Source organism: Rhodococcus sp. DMF-1, from assembly GCF_021441945.1.
Lineage (GTDB): Bacteria > Actinomycetota > Actinomycetes > Mycobacteriales > Mycobacteriaceae > Rhodococcus > Rhodococcus ruber.
Genome location: NZ_CP090442.1, coordinates 1,165,750 through 1,179,284 on the forward strand (window position 1 = coordinate 1,165,750; position 13,535 = coordinate 1,179,284).

13 protein-coding genes are annotated in these 13,535 nt (G+C 71.4%); 12 read left to right on the forward strand and 1 reads right to left on the reverse strand.

Annotated features, from left to right (window positions below):
* Window positions 1–25 precede the first annotated feature (25 nt).
* The 9 genes from LZP97_RS05410 to trmD all read left to right on the forward strand — a co-directional run bounded on the left by LZP97_RS05410 (window position 26) and on the right by trmD (window position 8,526).
* Window positions 26–364 carry a P-II family nitrogen regulator gene (locus LZP97_RS05410; RefSeq protein ID WP_010592762.1) on the forward strand — a complete coding sequence of 113 codons (339 nt, stop codon included), beginning with the start codon at window positions 26–28 and terminating at the stop codon, window positions 362–364.
* A complete protein-coding gene (locus LZP97_RS05415; protein WP_026137708.1) occupies window positions 354–2,867 on the forward strand; it encodes a [protein-PII] uridylyltransferase in 2,514 nt (837 codons plus the stop codon). Before LZP97_RS05410 ends, LZP97_RS05415 begins: the two co-directional genes overlap by 11 nt.
* 102 nt (window positions 2,868–2,969) lie before the next feature.
* Entirely contained in the window at window positions 2,970–4,550 is a 1,581-nt protein-coding gene (gene ffh / locus LZP97_RS05420) for a signal recognition particle protein (protein WP_010592760.1), read from the forward strand.
* A gap of 6 nt (window positions 4,551–4,556) precedes the next feature.
* Entirely contained in the window at window positions 4,557–5,651 is a 1,095-nt protein-coding gene (locus LZP97_RS05425; RefSeq protein ID WP_017680546.1) for an amidohydrolase family protein, read from the forward strand.
* Complete coding sequence (locus LZP97_RS05430) at window positions 5,648–6,391, forward strand: CPBP family intramembrane glutamic endopeptidase (RefSeq protein ID WP_048772734.1); 744 nt, start codon at window positions 5,648–5,650, stop codon at window positions 6,389–6,391. The genes LZP97_RS05425 and LZP97_RS05430 overlap by 4 nt, the downstream gene beginning before the upstream one ends.
* Window positions 6,392–6,567: 176 nt before the next feature.
* Window positions 6,568–7,008 (forward strand): 30S ribosomal protein S16, encoded by a 441-nt coding sequence (gene rpsP, locus LZP97_RS05435; RefSeq protein ID WP_017680547.1) that lies wholly within the window; start codon window positions 6,568–6,570, stop codon window positions 7,006–7,008.
* Window positions 7,008–7,250 carry an RNA-binding protein gene (locus LZP97_RS05440; protein WP_003939023.1) on the forward strand — a complete coding sequence of 81 codons (243 nt, stop codon included), beginning with the start codon at window positions 7,008–7,010 and terminating at the stop codon, window positions 7,248–7,250. Before rpsP ends, LZP97_RS05440 begins: the two co-directional genes overlap by 1 nt.
* Before the next feature lie 10 nt (window positions 7,251–7,260).
* Window positions 7,261–7,818 (forward strand): ribosome maturation factor RimM, encoded by a 558-nt coding sequence (rimM, locus tag LZP97_RS05445; RefSeq protein WP_017680548.1) that lies wholly within the window; start codon window positions 7,261–7,263, stop codon window positions 7,816–7,818.
* A gap of 6 nt (window positions 7,819–7,824) precedes the next feature.
* Window positions 7,825–8,526, forward strand: a complete 702-nt coding sequence (gene trmD, locus LZP97_RS05450; RefSeq protein ID WP_003939021.1) for a tRNA (guanosine(37)-N1)-methyltransferase TrmD — start codon at window positions 7,825–7,827, stop codon at window positions 8,524–8,526.
* Window positions 8,527–8,533: 7 nt separating this feature from the next.
* Here the strand turns inward: trmD and LZP97_RS05455 are convergent, their stop codons facing one another.
* A complete protein-coding gene (locus LZP97_RS05455) occupies window positions 8,534–9,490 on the reverse strand; it encodes a hypothetical protein (RefSeq protein WP_048772744.1) in 957 nt (318 codons plus the stop codon).
* A gap of 112 nt (window positions 9,491–9,602) precedes the next feature.
* Here LZP97_RS05455 and LZP97_RS05460 point away from each other — a divergent pair, with 112 nt between their 5' ends.
* The 3 genes from LZP97_RS05460 (at window position 9,603) to rplS (ending at window position 13,427) form a co-directional block, all read left to right on the forward strand.
* Window positions 9,603–11,948: a Tex family protein gene (locus LZP97_RS05460; protein ID WP_010592753.1), complete on the forward strand. Its 2,346-nt coding sequence runs from the start codon at window positions 9,603–9,605 to the stop codon at window positions 11,946–11,948.
* A gap of 146 nt (window positions 11,949–12,094) precedes the next feature.
* A complete protein-coding gene (locus LZP97_RS05465) occupies window positions 12,095–13,000 on the forward strand; it encodes a hypothetical protein (RefSeq protein ID WP_026137709.1) in 906 nt (301 codons plus the stop codon).
* Between the two features lie 85 nt (window positions 13,001–13,085).
* A complete protein-coding gene (gene rplS, locus LZP97_RS05470; protein ID WP_003939017.1) occupies window positions 13,086–13,427 on the forward strand; it encodes a 50S ribosomal protein L19 in 342 nt (113 codons plus the stop codon).
* Window positions 13,428–13,535: the final 108 nt, after the last annotated feature.

A 13,535-nucleotide genomic window follows, 5' to 3' on the forward strand; every position in this document is an offset into this window, starting at 1 on the left:
CTGGAGACTGGGAAGGGATGAGGATATGAAGCTGATCACGGCAATTGTCAAGCCGTTCACCCTCGAGGACGTCAAGGCAGGCCTCGAGCAGGCGGGTGTGCTCGGCATGACCGTCAGCGAGGTGCAGGGATACGGTCGCCAGAAGGGCCACACCGAGGTCTACCGTGGAGCGGAGTACTCCGTCGACTTCGTTCCCAAGGTCCGCGTCGAGGTCGTCGTCGACGACGCCACCGTCGACAAGGTGGTCGAGACCATCGTCGAGGCATCCCGCACCGGCAAGATCGGCGACGGCAAGGTATGGGTCACCCCGGTCGAGACCGTGGTCCGGGTGCGCACCGGTGAACGAGGTGCCGATGCACTCTGACCCCAACGGGTCCGGAACTCGCGGCCCTGGTCCCGCTGCCTCCGCAGCGGGATCGGGGCCGCCGGTGTCTGCGGGACCGGCCGGAACCGGCACCGCCGCCACCGACCTCGCCCGAGCCCGAACCCAGCTGCTCTCCGGTGGTGCCCGCCACCGCCGACTCGACGCCCCGGCCCTGCGCCACGCCCTCGTCGACCTCCACGAGTTCTGGCTCGTCACCAAGGGCGCCGAACTCGGCATCGCACCCGACTGCGGCTTCGCCGTCGTCGCCGTCGGCGGCCTCGGCCGTCGCGAGATGCTGCCCTACTCCGATCTCGACCTCGTCCTGCTCCACGACGACATGGACCCAGCGGTCGTGTCCCGCGTCGCCGACCGGCTCTGGTACCCCCTGTGGGACGCCCACATCAAGCTCGACCACAGCGTCCGGACCGTTCCGCAGGCTCTGCAGGTAGCGGCATCCGACCTGACCGCCGCGCTCGGCATGCTCGAAGCCCGCCACATCGCCGGCGACCCCGAACTGAGCAACCTGCTGATCGGGGGTGTGCGGCGGCAGTGGCGCACCGGAATCCGCAGCCGGTTCGACGAGCTCATCGCACTGACTGAGGCCCGATGGGAGCGCAGCGGGCAGATCGCGCACCGGGCCGAACCCGATCTCAAGAGCGGCCGCGGCGGGCTGCGGGACGTGCAGCTGCTCAACGCCCTGTCCGTCGCGCAGCTCACCGACGGCATGCCGGGCCTCGGCCCCGACGTTCCCGGCGGCGGGCTCGCGGCCGCGCACCGCCGCCTGCTCGATGTGCGCACCGAGCTGCACCGCGTCGCCGGCCGTCCCCGCGACCAGCTCCGTGCCCAGGACGCGGACGAGATCGGCGCCGCCCTGCGCATCGGCGACCGATTCGACCTGGCCCGGGTGCTCACCGAGGCCGCGCGGACCGTGAGCTACTCGGTGGAGGTCGGCGTACGCACGGCCGGGAACGCGCTGCCCCGCAAGGGACTGTCCCGGTTGCGGCGCGTCCCCGTCCGCCGTCCCCTCGACGAGGGTGTCGTGGAGCACGGCGGGGAGGTGACGCTGGCCCGTGACGCGAACCCCCGCAAGGACCCCGGTCTGATCACGCGGGTCGCGGCGGCCGCGGCGCAGCACGACCTGCCCATTTCCGCGTCGACTCTCGGCCGGCTGGCCGACAACGCACCGGAACTGCGCGAACCGTGGCCGCGCACCGCACTGAACGACCTCCTCGTGCTGCTCGGTTCGGGGACCCGCGCGATCGACCCCATCGAGGCCCTCGACCGGACGGGACTGTGGGGCCGCCTGCTGCCCGAGTGGGGCGCCGTGCGGGATCTGCCCCCGCGCGATGCCGTGCACATCTGGACGGTGGACCGGCACCTGGTGGAGACCGCCGTGCAGGCAGGAGGCCTGACCACCCGCGTCGCGCGCCCCGATCTGCTGGTGCTCGGGGCGTTGCTGCACGACATCGGCAAGGGCCGCGGCGGCGACCACAGCGTCGTCGGAGCCGAGCTCGCCACCCGGATCGGACGCCGGATGGGCCTGTGGCCCTCCGACGTCGCCGTGCTGTCCGCGATGGTCCGCCACCATCTGCTGCTTCCGCACACCGCGACCCGGCGCGATCTCGACGATCCCGCCACGGTGGAGTCCGTCGTCGAGGCCATCGACGGCGACCCGGTGCTGCTCGAACTGCTGCACGCACTCGCCGAGGCGGACTCGCTCGCGACGGGCCCGGGAGTGTGGGGCGACTGGAAGGCGGCGCTCATCCGGGAACTGGTCCGGCGCTGCCGGCTGATGATGGCGGGGGAGGAGCTGCCGCACCCCGATCCGATCGACCCCCAGCTCGCCGGGCGGGCGGAACAGGGCGGCATCCACGTCGACCTGCAACCCGGGGAGAACCCGCACGCCTACACCGTGACGGTTGTCGCGCCCGACGAGCCGGGCCTGCTGTCCGACGCTGCCGGAGTGCTGGCACTGTACGGCCTGCGCGTGCTGTCCGCCTCGGTGGGCAGCCACGCCGGCAGCGCGGTCAACAGTTTCGCCGTCGCCCCGCTGTTCGGGGCCCCGCCGGCGGCGGGCCTACTGCGGCAGGAACTCGTCCGGGCCCGCTCCGGGGACCTGGACCTGCTCGCCACACTCGCCGCGAAGGAGCAGGCCGCCCGCGAGGCGCAGCTGCCCGAACGACCGGAGCGGGCCGTGCCGGGCACCTACGCGCAGGCGCCTCCGCACCTGATCTGGATCGACGCCCCGGAGCAGGGGCAGGCGATTCTCGAACTGCGCGCCGAGGACCGGCTGGGCATGCTGTGCCGGCTCGCGGACGCGTTCGAACGGTGCGGTGCCGACGTGCGCTGGGCCCGGGTCGCCACTCTCGGACGCACCGTCGTGGACGCGTTCTGCATCGACCTCGCAGGCTCCGACACCCGGGAGAACCGGGAGCGGATCGAGCGGGCCGTGCTGGCCGTGGTGCCCGCGCCGGAACCGAAGAAACCCGAGGACAACGGCTGAGCGTGGGGTGGGCGCTCGTGCACGTGCGAGAACTCGTGCCGCGAACGGCTACCCTGGAACGCAGAACTGTCCGCATCTTCGCCAGACCCAGGAGCGCATTCGGTGTTCGAATCCCTTTCCGACAGGTTGACCGGAGCCCTCAAGGACCTGCGCGGCAAGGGGCGCCTCTCCGACGCCGACATCGACGCGACCGCCCGGGAGATCCGCCTGGCGCTGCTCGAGGCCGACGTCGCGCTTCCCGTGGTGCGCTCGTTCATCGCCAAGATCAAGGAACGTGCCAAGGGCGCCGAGGTGCACGGCGCGCTCAACCCCGCCCAGCAGGTCGTCAAGATCGTCAACGAGGAACTCGTCGGGATCCTCGGCGGTGAGACCCGCCGGCTGCAGTTCGCCAAGACCCCGCCAACGGTGATCATGCTCGCCGGTCTGCAGGGTTCCGGTAAGACCACCCTCGCCGGCAAGCTCGCCAAGTGGCTCAAGGACCAGGGACACACCCCGCTGCTCGTCGCCTGTGACCTGCAGCGACCCGGTGCGGTCACCCAGCTGCAGATCGTCGGTGAGCGCGCCGGCGCGACCGTGTTCGCCCCGCACCCCGGCACCTCGATCGGCGGAGGCGAGAACCCGCTCGGCATCACCGCCGCCGACCCGGTGAACGTCGCCCGCGACGGCATCGCAGAGGCCCGCGCCAAGCACTACGACGTCGTCGTCGTCGACACCGCCGGCCGTCTCGGCATCGACGAGGAGCTGATGGCCCAGGCCGCCGGCATCCGCGACGCCGTGCAGCCCGACGAGACGCTGTTCGTGCTCGATGCCATGATCGGCCAGGACGCCGTGAGCACCGCCGAGGCGTTCCGCGCCGGTGTCGGCTTCACCGGCGTGGTGCTCACCAAGCTCGACGGCGACGCCCGCGGCGGTGCCGCCCTCAGCGTCCGTGAGCTGACCGGCCAGCCGATCCTGTTCGCGTCCACCGGTGAGAAGCTCGAGGACTTCGACGTCTTCCACCCCGAGCGCATGGCCAGCCGCATCCTCGGCATGGGCGACGTGCTCACCCTCATCGAGCAGGCCGAGCAGGTCTTCGACGCCCAGCAGGCCGAGGCCACCGCCGCGAAGATCGGTTCCGGTGAGCTCACCCTCGAGGACTTCCTCGACCAGATGATGGCCGTGCGGAAGATGGGGCCGATCGCGAACCTGCTCGGCATGCTGCCGGGTGCGGGCCAGATGAAGGACGCCCTCGCGAACGTCGACGAGAAGCAGCTCGACCGCATCCAGGCGATCATCCGCGGCATGACCCCGGCGGAGCGCGCCAACCCGAAGATCATCAACGCCTCCCGGCGGCTGCGGATCGCCAACGGCTCCGGCGTCAAGGTCTCCGACGTCAACCAGCTCGTCGACCGGTTCTTCGAAGCCCGCAAGATGATGGCCGCGATGGCCGGGCGCATGGGCATGCCCGGATCCCGCAAGCCGCAGCGCGCGAAGAAGGGCAAGAAGGGCAAGAAGGGCGGCCGCGGGCCGACCCCGCCGAAGATCAAGGGCGGGTTCCCCGGCGGCATGCCCGCCGGCATGCCCGGCATGGGTGGGATGCCCGCCGGGTTCCCGGACCTGTCGAAGATGCCGAAGGGCCTCGACGAGCTGCCGCCCGGTCTCGAGAACTTCGACCTCTCGCAGCTGAAGTTGCCGAAGAAGTAGACCGCCGTGGCGTTCACCCTGCGCGGACGGTCCCTGCCGGACGGCGAACCGATCGAGCTGTGGATCGACGACGACGGCACGTTCGCCGCCGAGCCGATCCCCGGGGCCGAACTGCTCACCGCCGACGGCTGGATCCTGCCCGGTCTCGTCGACGCCCACTGCCACGTCGGGATCCGCTTCGGTGGCGGCGCGGAGGACGCGGACGGGCTGATCGCGCAGGCCGTCACCGAACGCGACGCCGGGGTACTGCTACTGCGCGACGCGGGATCCCCGGTCGACACCCGGCACCTCGACGCGCGGGCCGACCTGCCGCGGATCGTGCGCGCGGGACGGCACATCGCCGCGCCCAAGCGCTACATCCGCGGCCTGCCCGTCGACCTCGACGACGAATCCCAGCTGCCGGATGAAGTGGTGCGCCAGGCCCGTGCCGGCGACGGCTGGGTCAAGCTCATCGGCGACTGGATCGACCGCGGCACCGGCGATCTCGCCCCGCTGTGGTCGGACGCGATCCTCGTCGAGGCCATCGCCGCGGCCCACCGGGAGGGAGCGCGGGTGACCGCGCACGTGTTCGGGGAGGACGCGCTGCCCGGCCTGCTCGCCGCCGGGATCGACTGCCTCGAACACGGCACGGGCCTGACCGACGACACCATCGCCGCGATGGCCGCGCAGGGCACGGCCCTCGTGCCGACGCTGGTCAACATCGACAATTTCCCGGAGATCGCCGACTCGGCCGCCCGGTTCCCGGTCTATGCGGCGCACATGCGGGACCTGCACGCCCGCGTCGCGGACACCGTCGGCGCTGCCCACGACGCCGGAATCCCGATCTATGCCGGCACCGACGCCGGCGGCTCGGTGCGGCACGGGCGCATCGCCGACGAGGTCGCCGCCCTCGGGAAGGCGGGGCTGACCCCGACCGAGGCGCTCGCCGCCGCCAGCTGGGCGGCCCGCACCTGGCTGGGACACCCGAGCCTCGAACCGGGCACGCCGGCCGACCTCACGGTGTACGCGGACGACCCGCGCAGCGGCCCGGACGTGCTGGCCCGGCCCGATCTGGTGATGCTCCGGGGTGCCGTCGTCACCCGCCGCGCCGCCCGCACATGACCGCCCCCGAACCGCCCGACCCGGGGACCGCTGCGGCTCCCGCGCTGCCCGCACCGTCCCGGCCCGCACACCGGTGGGGTATCCCCGCCGCGCTGGCGGTGCTGGCCGTCAACCTCGTCGGATTCACGTTGGGACCGATCCTGGCCGGGGAGGGCTTCGTCGCCGAGACGTACGTGCTCGCCATCATGGCCCCCACCCTGCTCGCCGGGGCGGCGGCCCTCGCGTTCAGCGTGTGGCGGGGCTGCGGGCCCGTCGCCGACTTCGGTCTGCCGCGGTCGTGGGCGGAGTTCCGCGACCAGCTCGGGGTCGGTCTGCTCGGCGGGGGGATCGCGCTGCTCGGCGCGTTGATCCTGGCGGCGATCCTCGTCGTCGCCCTGGGAATCGACGCCGCCGATTCCCCGCTCACCGCGCTGGTCGGGTTGCCCACGGGGTGGAAACTGCTGCTCGTGGCCTGGGTGTGGTTCGGCGCCCCCCTCGGCGAGGAACTGATGTTCCGCGGCATGCTGTGGGGGGCGCTCGAACGCCGGCCCGACCGGTGGTGGGGACGCCCGATCGGCGTCCTGACGATCACCACCGTCGTGTTCGCCGTGTGGCATCAGGAATGGTGGCGGCTGCCGGTGCTGCTGTGGGGCGGCGCGGCGATGGGGTTCGCGCGGCTGCGCGGCCGGTCGGTGTTCTCGTCCTGGGTGGCGCACTCGCTCAACAACACCCTGCCCGCGTTGGGTCTGCTGCTGCTCTGACCTGTCGTTTTCGTCCCGCCGGGTGGATCTGGCAGAATGGACCGCTGTCGTCGCATCCGGTTACGCACCGCGCGGCGGTCACAGGATAGAGGCAAAACCGGGCGTGCCAGAAGGGCGCGTCGTCCGAATTGCACGTGACAGGCGTATTTCGCATGCGCCGAAGGAGATTCGCAGCAGTGGCTGTCAAGATCAAGCTCACCCGTCTCGGCAAGATCCGCAACCCGCAGTACCGCATCGTGGTTGCCGACTCGCGCACCCGCCGCAACGGCCGCGCCATCGAGACCATCGGCAAGTACCACCCGAAGGAAGAGCCCTCGCTGATCGAGATCGACTCGGAGCGGGCCCAGTACTGGCTCGGCGTCGGTGCACAGCCGACCGAGCCGGTCGAGAACCTCCTCAAGATCACCGGCGACTGGCAGAAGTTCAAGGGCCTGCCCGGCACCGAGGGCACCCTGCGCAAGGCCGAGCCCAAGCCGTCCAAGCTCGAGCTGTTCCAGGCTGCCCTCGCGCAGGCCGAGAACGCGCCGGCTGCCGAGGCCATCACGCCCAAGAAGAAGAAGGCCGCCAAGGAAGACGCCGCGGAGGAGTCCTCCGAGTCCACCGAGGCTGCCGAGTAATGAGCGCCGTTGTCGCCGATGCCGTCGAGCATCTCGTCCGTGGAATCGTCGCCAACCCCGACGACGTGCGCGTCGAGCTGATCACGGGCCGTCGGGGGCGCACCGTCGAGGTGCACGTGCACCCCGACGATCTCGGCAAGGTCATCGGTCGCGGTGGCCGCACCGCGACCGCCCTGCGGACCCTCGTCTCCGGCATCGGTGGCCGAGGGATCCGCGTCGACGTCGTCGACACCGACCAGTAGGCGCGCCGCGGTGGAGCTCGTGGTGGGCCGTGTCGCCAAGTCGCACGGCATCAAGGGTGAGGTGGTCGTCGAGATTCGCACCGACGAACCCGAGGAGCGCTTCGCCGTCGGCGCGGTGCTGCACGGCCGCAAGCCCCGCGAGCAGACCCTGCAGACGTACACGGTGGAAGCCGCCCGGGAACACTCCGGGCGGCTTCTGCTGCGCGTGCGGGGCGTCACCGATCGCAGCGCCGCCGACGCCCTGCGCGGCACCCTGTTCGTCGTCGACAGCGCCGATCTGCCGCCGTCCGACGACCCGGACGAGTTCTACGACCACGAACTCGAGGGACTGTCCGTACGTATCGTCGGGGGCCGGCCCGACGCCGGCACCGAGATCGGCACCGTTCGCGAGGTGCTGCACACCGCCGCCGGCGAACTGCTCTCCGTCCGGCCGGCCGGCGACGAACAGCGCGAACTGCTGATTCCGTTCGTCACCGCGATCGTGCCGACGGTCTCGCTCGCGGCCGGTGTCGTCGAGATCGATCCGCCCGAGGGTCTGCTCGACCCCGACTTCGGTTCGGAGACATAGCCTCCCGTGCGTTTCGACGTCGTCACCATCTTCCCCGAATACCTCGAGCCGCTGCGCGTCGCGCTGCTCGGCAAGGCGATCGACAAGGGGCTCGTCTCCGTGGGGATCCACAACCTGCGGGACTGGACCCACGACGTGCACAAGGCCGTCGACGACGCCCCGTACGGCGGGGGACCGGGCATGGTCATGAAACCCACGGTGTGGGGGCCCGCCCTCGACGACGTGCTCGCCGGGCCCGACGGCGAACCCGACCCCGACGTGCTGCTCGTCGTCCCCACCCCGGCCGGTGTGCCGTTCGACCAGGCCACCGCGCAACGCTGGGCCGGCGAGAAGCGCATCGTATTCGCCTGCGGCCGCTACGAAGGCATCGACCAGCGCGTCTTCGACGACGCCGCGCGCCGGGTACGCGTCGAAGAGGTCAGCATCGGCGACTACGTGCTCATCGGCGGCGAGGTCGCCGTCCTCGTCATGACCGAGGCCGTCGTGCGGCTGCTGCCCGGCGTCCTCGGCAATCAGCAGTCCCACCAGGAGGACTCGTTCTCCGACGGGCTGCTCGAGGGCCCCAGCTACACCCGCCCCGTCAGCTGGCGCGGCCTCGACGTGCCGCCGGTACTGCTGTCCGGGGACCACGCCAAGGTGGCCGCGTGGCGGCGGGAACAGGCGCTCGAGCGCACCCGCGAACGCCGACCCGACCTGCTCGCCGACTGACCCACGCTCAGTGCGTCCCGGCGCTGCCGAACACCGTGCGGACCACCTCGGTCACCGTCTCCCGCGCGTGCTGCGCGCTCGCATCCCCGGTCACATCGAACAGCGCCGTGTCCGGCAGATCGGTCCACCGGTCGTCGTCCGCGTCGTAGTGCACGAGTTCGCGGGAGAGCACCACCAGCACGTACCGCTCGTCGTCCCCGACGAACCCCGTGGACAGATGGATCCAGCGCCCGTCCAGGCAGCACATCCAACCCTGCTTGACGCCGAGCCCGGTGGTGTCGCTCAGCCCGTCCGGCAACCCGAATCGCTGGTCGTACCCGTCGGCGCCGACGGGGCCGGCGGCACGCAGGTGCCCCACGATCGTCGCCCGGCCCCACTCGTCGAGCCCGCCCGTGCCGTCGAGCAGATCCGCGTACCAGGTGAGCAGGTCCGACGCGGTGGTGACGGTGTTCCACCACAGCCCGTCCACCGGCGCGACGGTGCCGGTGAGCGCGTGCCGCGCGGCGGTACGCTCGACGATCTCCGAGTCGCCGTGCCGGAACCACAGGTCGTTCGCCGCCGAATCGTCCGACGACTCGAGCATCGCGGTGATCCGGTCGTAGTCGCTGCCGCCGAGCGGCAACTCGCCCGTCGCCGCCCGGTACAGCAGGTCGTCGGCGATGAACAGCTTGGCCACCGACGCGGTCTCGACGGGTGTGTCGACGCCGCCGACGACCCGGAGCCCGGTCCGCCGGTCGAGCGCGGCGATCGTGACGTCGGCGCCGCGCCCGGCCGCGGTCGCCGCCGCGGCCGTCATCCGATCGGGCAGCGAACCGAGTGGTTCGAGCGGACCGGGGGACTCGACGCCGGCGGACGGCAGGGCGACCGGCGACCCGACCGGCTCCGGGCCGCACGCCCCCACCGTCGCTGCGGTCAGCAACGACAGCGCCAGCATCGCCCAGCGTCCGCCGCGCACCCGGGACATATCCACCCTCCTGTTGTCGATTGTCCGACGAACTCGTCCCACCGTCGAGGAGACGCGCACGCCCCTCCGCGTCACCGAGGGCGGAGGAAGGATAGCGGTAGGGTCGACCGCTGTGACGACCGCTCTCAAGACCGTGAATCAGCGCATCGCCGAGGAACTCGCCGTCCGGGAAGGTCAGGTCGCCGCGGCGGTCGACCTGCTCGACGGCGGCGCGACGGTGCCGTTCATCGCCCGTTACCGCAAGGAGGTCACCGGCGGGCTCGACGACGCCCAGCTCCGGCAGCTCGAAGAACGCCTGCGATACCTGCGTGAACTCGACGAGCGCCGCACGGCGGTGCTCGAGTCCGTCGAATCCCAGGGCAAGCTGGACGACGAGCTGCGCACGCAGATCCTGCTCGCCGACACCAAGGCCCGGCTCGAGGACATCTACCTGCCGTTCAAGCCGAAGCGCCGCACCAAGGCGCAGATCGCGCGGGAGGCCGGTCACGAGCCCGTCGCCGACGCCCTCCTCGGCGACCCCACCACCGACCCCGCGCAGTACAGCGCCGAACAGCTCGACGGCGCCCGCGCCATCCTCGTCGAACGCTTCGCCGAGGACGCCGACCTCGTCGGCGAGCTGCGCGAGGCGATGTGGACCCGCGGCCAGCTGAAGTCCACCGTGCGTCCCGGCAAGGAAACCGAGGGTGCCAAGTTCGCCGACTACTTCGAGTTCTCCGAGCCCTTCCCCGACCTGCCCTCGCATCGCATCCTGGCGGCGCTGCGCGGCGAGAAGGAGGAGGTGCTGAGCCTGTCGCTCGAACCGGACTCCGAGGAACCCGAGCCCGGGCAGCGCACCTACTACGAAGGCCGCATCGCCACCCGCTTCGGCATCGCCGACGAGGGCCGGGCCGCCGACAAGTGGCTCCTCGACACCGTCCGCTGGGCGTGGCGCACCAAACTGCTCGTCTCCCTCGCCCTCGACATCCGCATGCGGCTGCGGCAGTCCGCCGAGAAGGACGCCGTGGACGTGTTCGCCGCGAACCTGCGCGACCTGCTGCTCGCCGCCCCCGCCGGCACCCGGCCGACGATGGGACTCGACCCCGGCTTCCGCACCGGCACCAAGGTCGCCGTCGTCGACGCCACCGGCAAGGTCGTCGCGCACGACACGATCTATCCGCACCAGCCGCACAACAAGCGGGACCAGGCCCTGGCCACCCTGGCGCGGCTCGTCGCGCAGCACGGTGTGGAACTGATCGCGATCGGGAACGGCACCGCCTCCCGCGAGACCGATGCCCTCGCCACCGAACTGATCGCGAAGTCCGGCGCCACGAACCTGACCAAGATCGTGGTGTCCGAGGCCGGCGCGTCCGTGTACTCGGCGTCGGCGTACGCCTCGAAGGAACTGCCGGACCTCGACGTGTCGATCCGCGGTGCCGTGTCCATCGCCCGGCGCCTGCAGGACCCGCTCGCCGAACTCGTCAAGATCGATCCCAAGTCGATCGGCGTCGGCCAGTACCAGCACGACGTGTCCGAGACGCTGCTCGCCCGCTCCCTCGGCACGGTCGTCGAGGACGCGGTCAACGCCGTCGGTGTGGACGTCAACACCGCGTCGGTGCCGCTCCTGGCCCGGGTGTCGGGCATCACGTCGTCCCTCGCCGAGAGCATCGTCGCCCACCGCGACGGGAACGGGCCGTTCCGCACCCGCAAGGACCTCACCGCGGTGCCGCGCCTCGGCCCGAAGGCGTTCGAGCAGTGTGCCGGCTTCCTGCGCATCCCGAACGGCGACGATCCGCTCGACGCGTCGAGCGTGCACCCCGAGGCGTACCCGGTCGTGCGGCGCATCGTCGACACCGCGGGCGGCGGCGTGCGCGAGCTGGTCGGCAACACCGCAGTGCTGCGGCGCCTGCGCGCGGAGGACTTCGTCGACGACCGCTTCGGTCTGCCCACGGTCACCGACATCATCGCCGAACTCGAGAAGCCGGGCCGCGACCCGCGCCCGGAGTTCAAGACCGCGACGTTCGCCGCCGGCGTCGAGAAGGTCGCCGACCTGAAACCCGGCATGGTGCTCGAGGGCGTCGTCACCAACGTCGCGGCGTTCGGGGCGTTCGTCGACGTCGGGGTGCACCAGGACGGTCTCGTGCACGTGTCCGCGATGTCCCGCAGCTTCGTCAAGGACCCGCGCGACGTCGTCAAGTCCGGCGAGGTGGTCAAGGTCAAGGTGCTCGATGTGGACGTGCCGCGGCAGCGGATCGGCCTGACGCTGCGCCTCGACGACGAGATCCCCGCTGGCGCCCCGTCCGGCGGCGGCGACTCGCGCGGTCCGCAGGACCGGGGCGGACGCCGGCCGGGTGGCCGGCAGCAGGGCAAGCGTCAGGGCGGGCAGGGGCAGGGTGGTCACCGCGGGGACCGTCGCCAGGACGCCCCGCCGGCCGCCGGCTCGATGGCGGACGCGTTGCGGCGCGCCGGATTCGGCAAGTAGACGCCGCCGGGCCGCGCCGACTACCGGCGCGGCCCGGTTCCTGACATCCTCGGGAGCATGCAGCCCACGGTGACGACCGGCCGCGCGCCGAAGGACCCGCCCCGCCCCGCCGACGAAGTCCCGAGGGCGATCGCGCCGTGACGGCCGTGACCGAGTGGCTGCAACGCGAGATCATCGACCGCGGGCGCCTGCCACTGCTGTTCTTCCTGCTCGGATTTCTCCTCGCGTTCCTGTTCATCCGGTTCAGCGTCCGCATGATCCGCGCCCAGGTGCGCTGGTGGCCCGGCAACGTCACCCCCGGCGGCCACCACGTGCACCACGTGGTGTTCGGCGTCGTCACCATGGTGATCGCGGGCGGATCCCTCATCGCCGTCTACGAGGACGGCACGCAGACCACCGGGGCGGCCCTGGCCACGCTCTTCGGCATCGGGACCGCGCTCGTGCTCGACGAGTTCGCCCTGATCTTCTACCTCAACGACGTGTACTGGGAGCAGGAGGGACGCGTCTCGGTCGATGCGGTCTTCGTCGCGATCGCCGTCACCGGCCTGGTGCTGCTCGGCCTGCAGCCCCTCGAATTCGCCGACATCACCAACTTCCGGGAGGACCCGTCATGGGTGACCCGCACCCTGATCGCCCTCTCCGCTGTCGGAAATCTGGCCCTCGCGGCGGTCGTGCTGGCCAAGGGCAAGATCTGGACGGGCCTGGTCGGTCTGTTCGTCTTCCCCCTGCTGCTGGTCGGGGCGGTGCGCCTGTCGCGGCCCGGCGCACCCTGGGCCCGCTGGCGCTACACCGGCAAGACCCGCAAGATGCGCCGCGCGATCGAACGCGAGCGGCGCTACCGACGCCCGGTGATCCGGGCGAAGATCTTCGTGCAGGACCTCGTGGCAGGCAAGCCGACGATGGACACCGTGCAGGGAGCCGTCCAGCACTCCCGCGTCGCCGCCGAAGCCGAACTGGCCCGCACCGTGCACGCCGCACCCCCGCCGATTTCCGCCACCCCGGCACCGTCTGGCACAATTGACGGGTTGCCCGGCTCGGGCACGCATACCTGACCTGGGCACGAACCAGTCGAGCACCGCCTTCCGGTGGATGCCGCTCGGTTCCTCTGCTCATGCGAACAAGCGAGGATGACAACCGATGAACACCCTGGACTTCCTGGACGCCAAGTCCCTGCGCGACGACATTCCGGACTTCCGTGCCGGCGACACCCTGAACGTGCACGTCAAGGTCATCGAGGGCTCCAAGGAGCGCGTGCAGGTCTTCAAGGGCGTCGTGATCCGTCGCCAGAACGGTGGCATCCGCGAGACCTTCACCGTGCGCAAGGTCTCGTTCGGTGTCGGCGTCGAGCGGACCTTCCCGGTGCACAGCCCCAACCTCGCCAAGATCGAGGTCGTCACCCGTGGTGACGTGCGCCGCGCCAAGCTGTACTACCTGCGCGAGCTGCGCGGCAAGGCCGCCAAGATCAAGGAAAAGCGCTGATCGTCACGCGCTGACCGTCAGGCCCCGAGTAGCCCGGTCCGGATCCGTTCCGGGCCGGGCTACTCTGATTCGGTGGCAGATTCCTCGCGAGACCCGGCCGTGCCGGAG

Coding starts and splice junctions, on each gene's coding strand:
- LZP97_RS05410 (WP_010592762.1), top strand. CDS start 26: ATGAAGCTGATCACGGCAATTGTCAAGCCGTTCACCCTCGAGGACGTC.
- LZP97_RS05430 (WP_048772734.1), top strand. CDS start 5,648: ATGACCGCCCCCGAACCGCCCGACCCGGGGACCGCTGCGGCTCCCGCG.
- LZP97_RS05455 (WP_048772744.1), bottom strand. CDS start 9,490: ATGTCCCGGGTGCGCGGCGGACGCTGGGCGATGCTGGCGCTGTCGTTG.
- LZP97_RS05440 (WP_003939023.1), top strand. CDS start 7,008: ATGAGCGCCGTTGTCGCCGATGCCGTCGAGCATCTCGTCCGTGGAATC.
- LZP97_RS05415 (WP_026137708.1), top strand. CDS start 354: ATGCACTCTGACCCCAACGGGTCCGGAACTCGCGGCCCTGGTCCCGCT.
- rplS (WP_003939017.1), top strand. CDS start 13,086: ATGAACACCCTGGACTTCCTGGACGCCAAGTCCCTGCGCGACGACATT.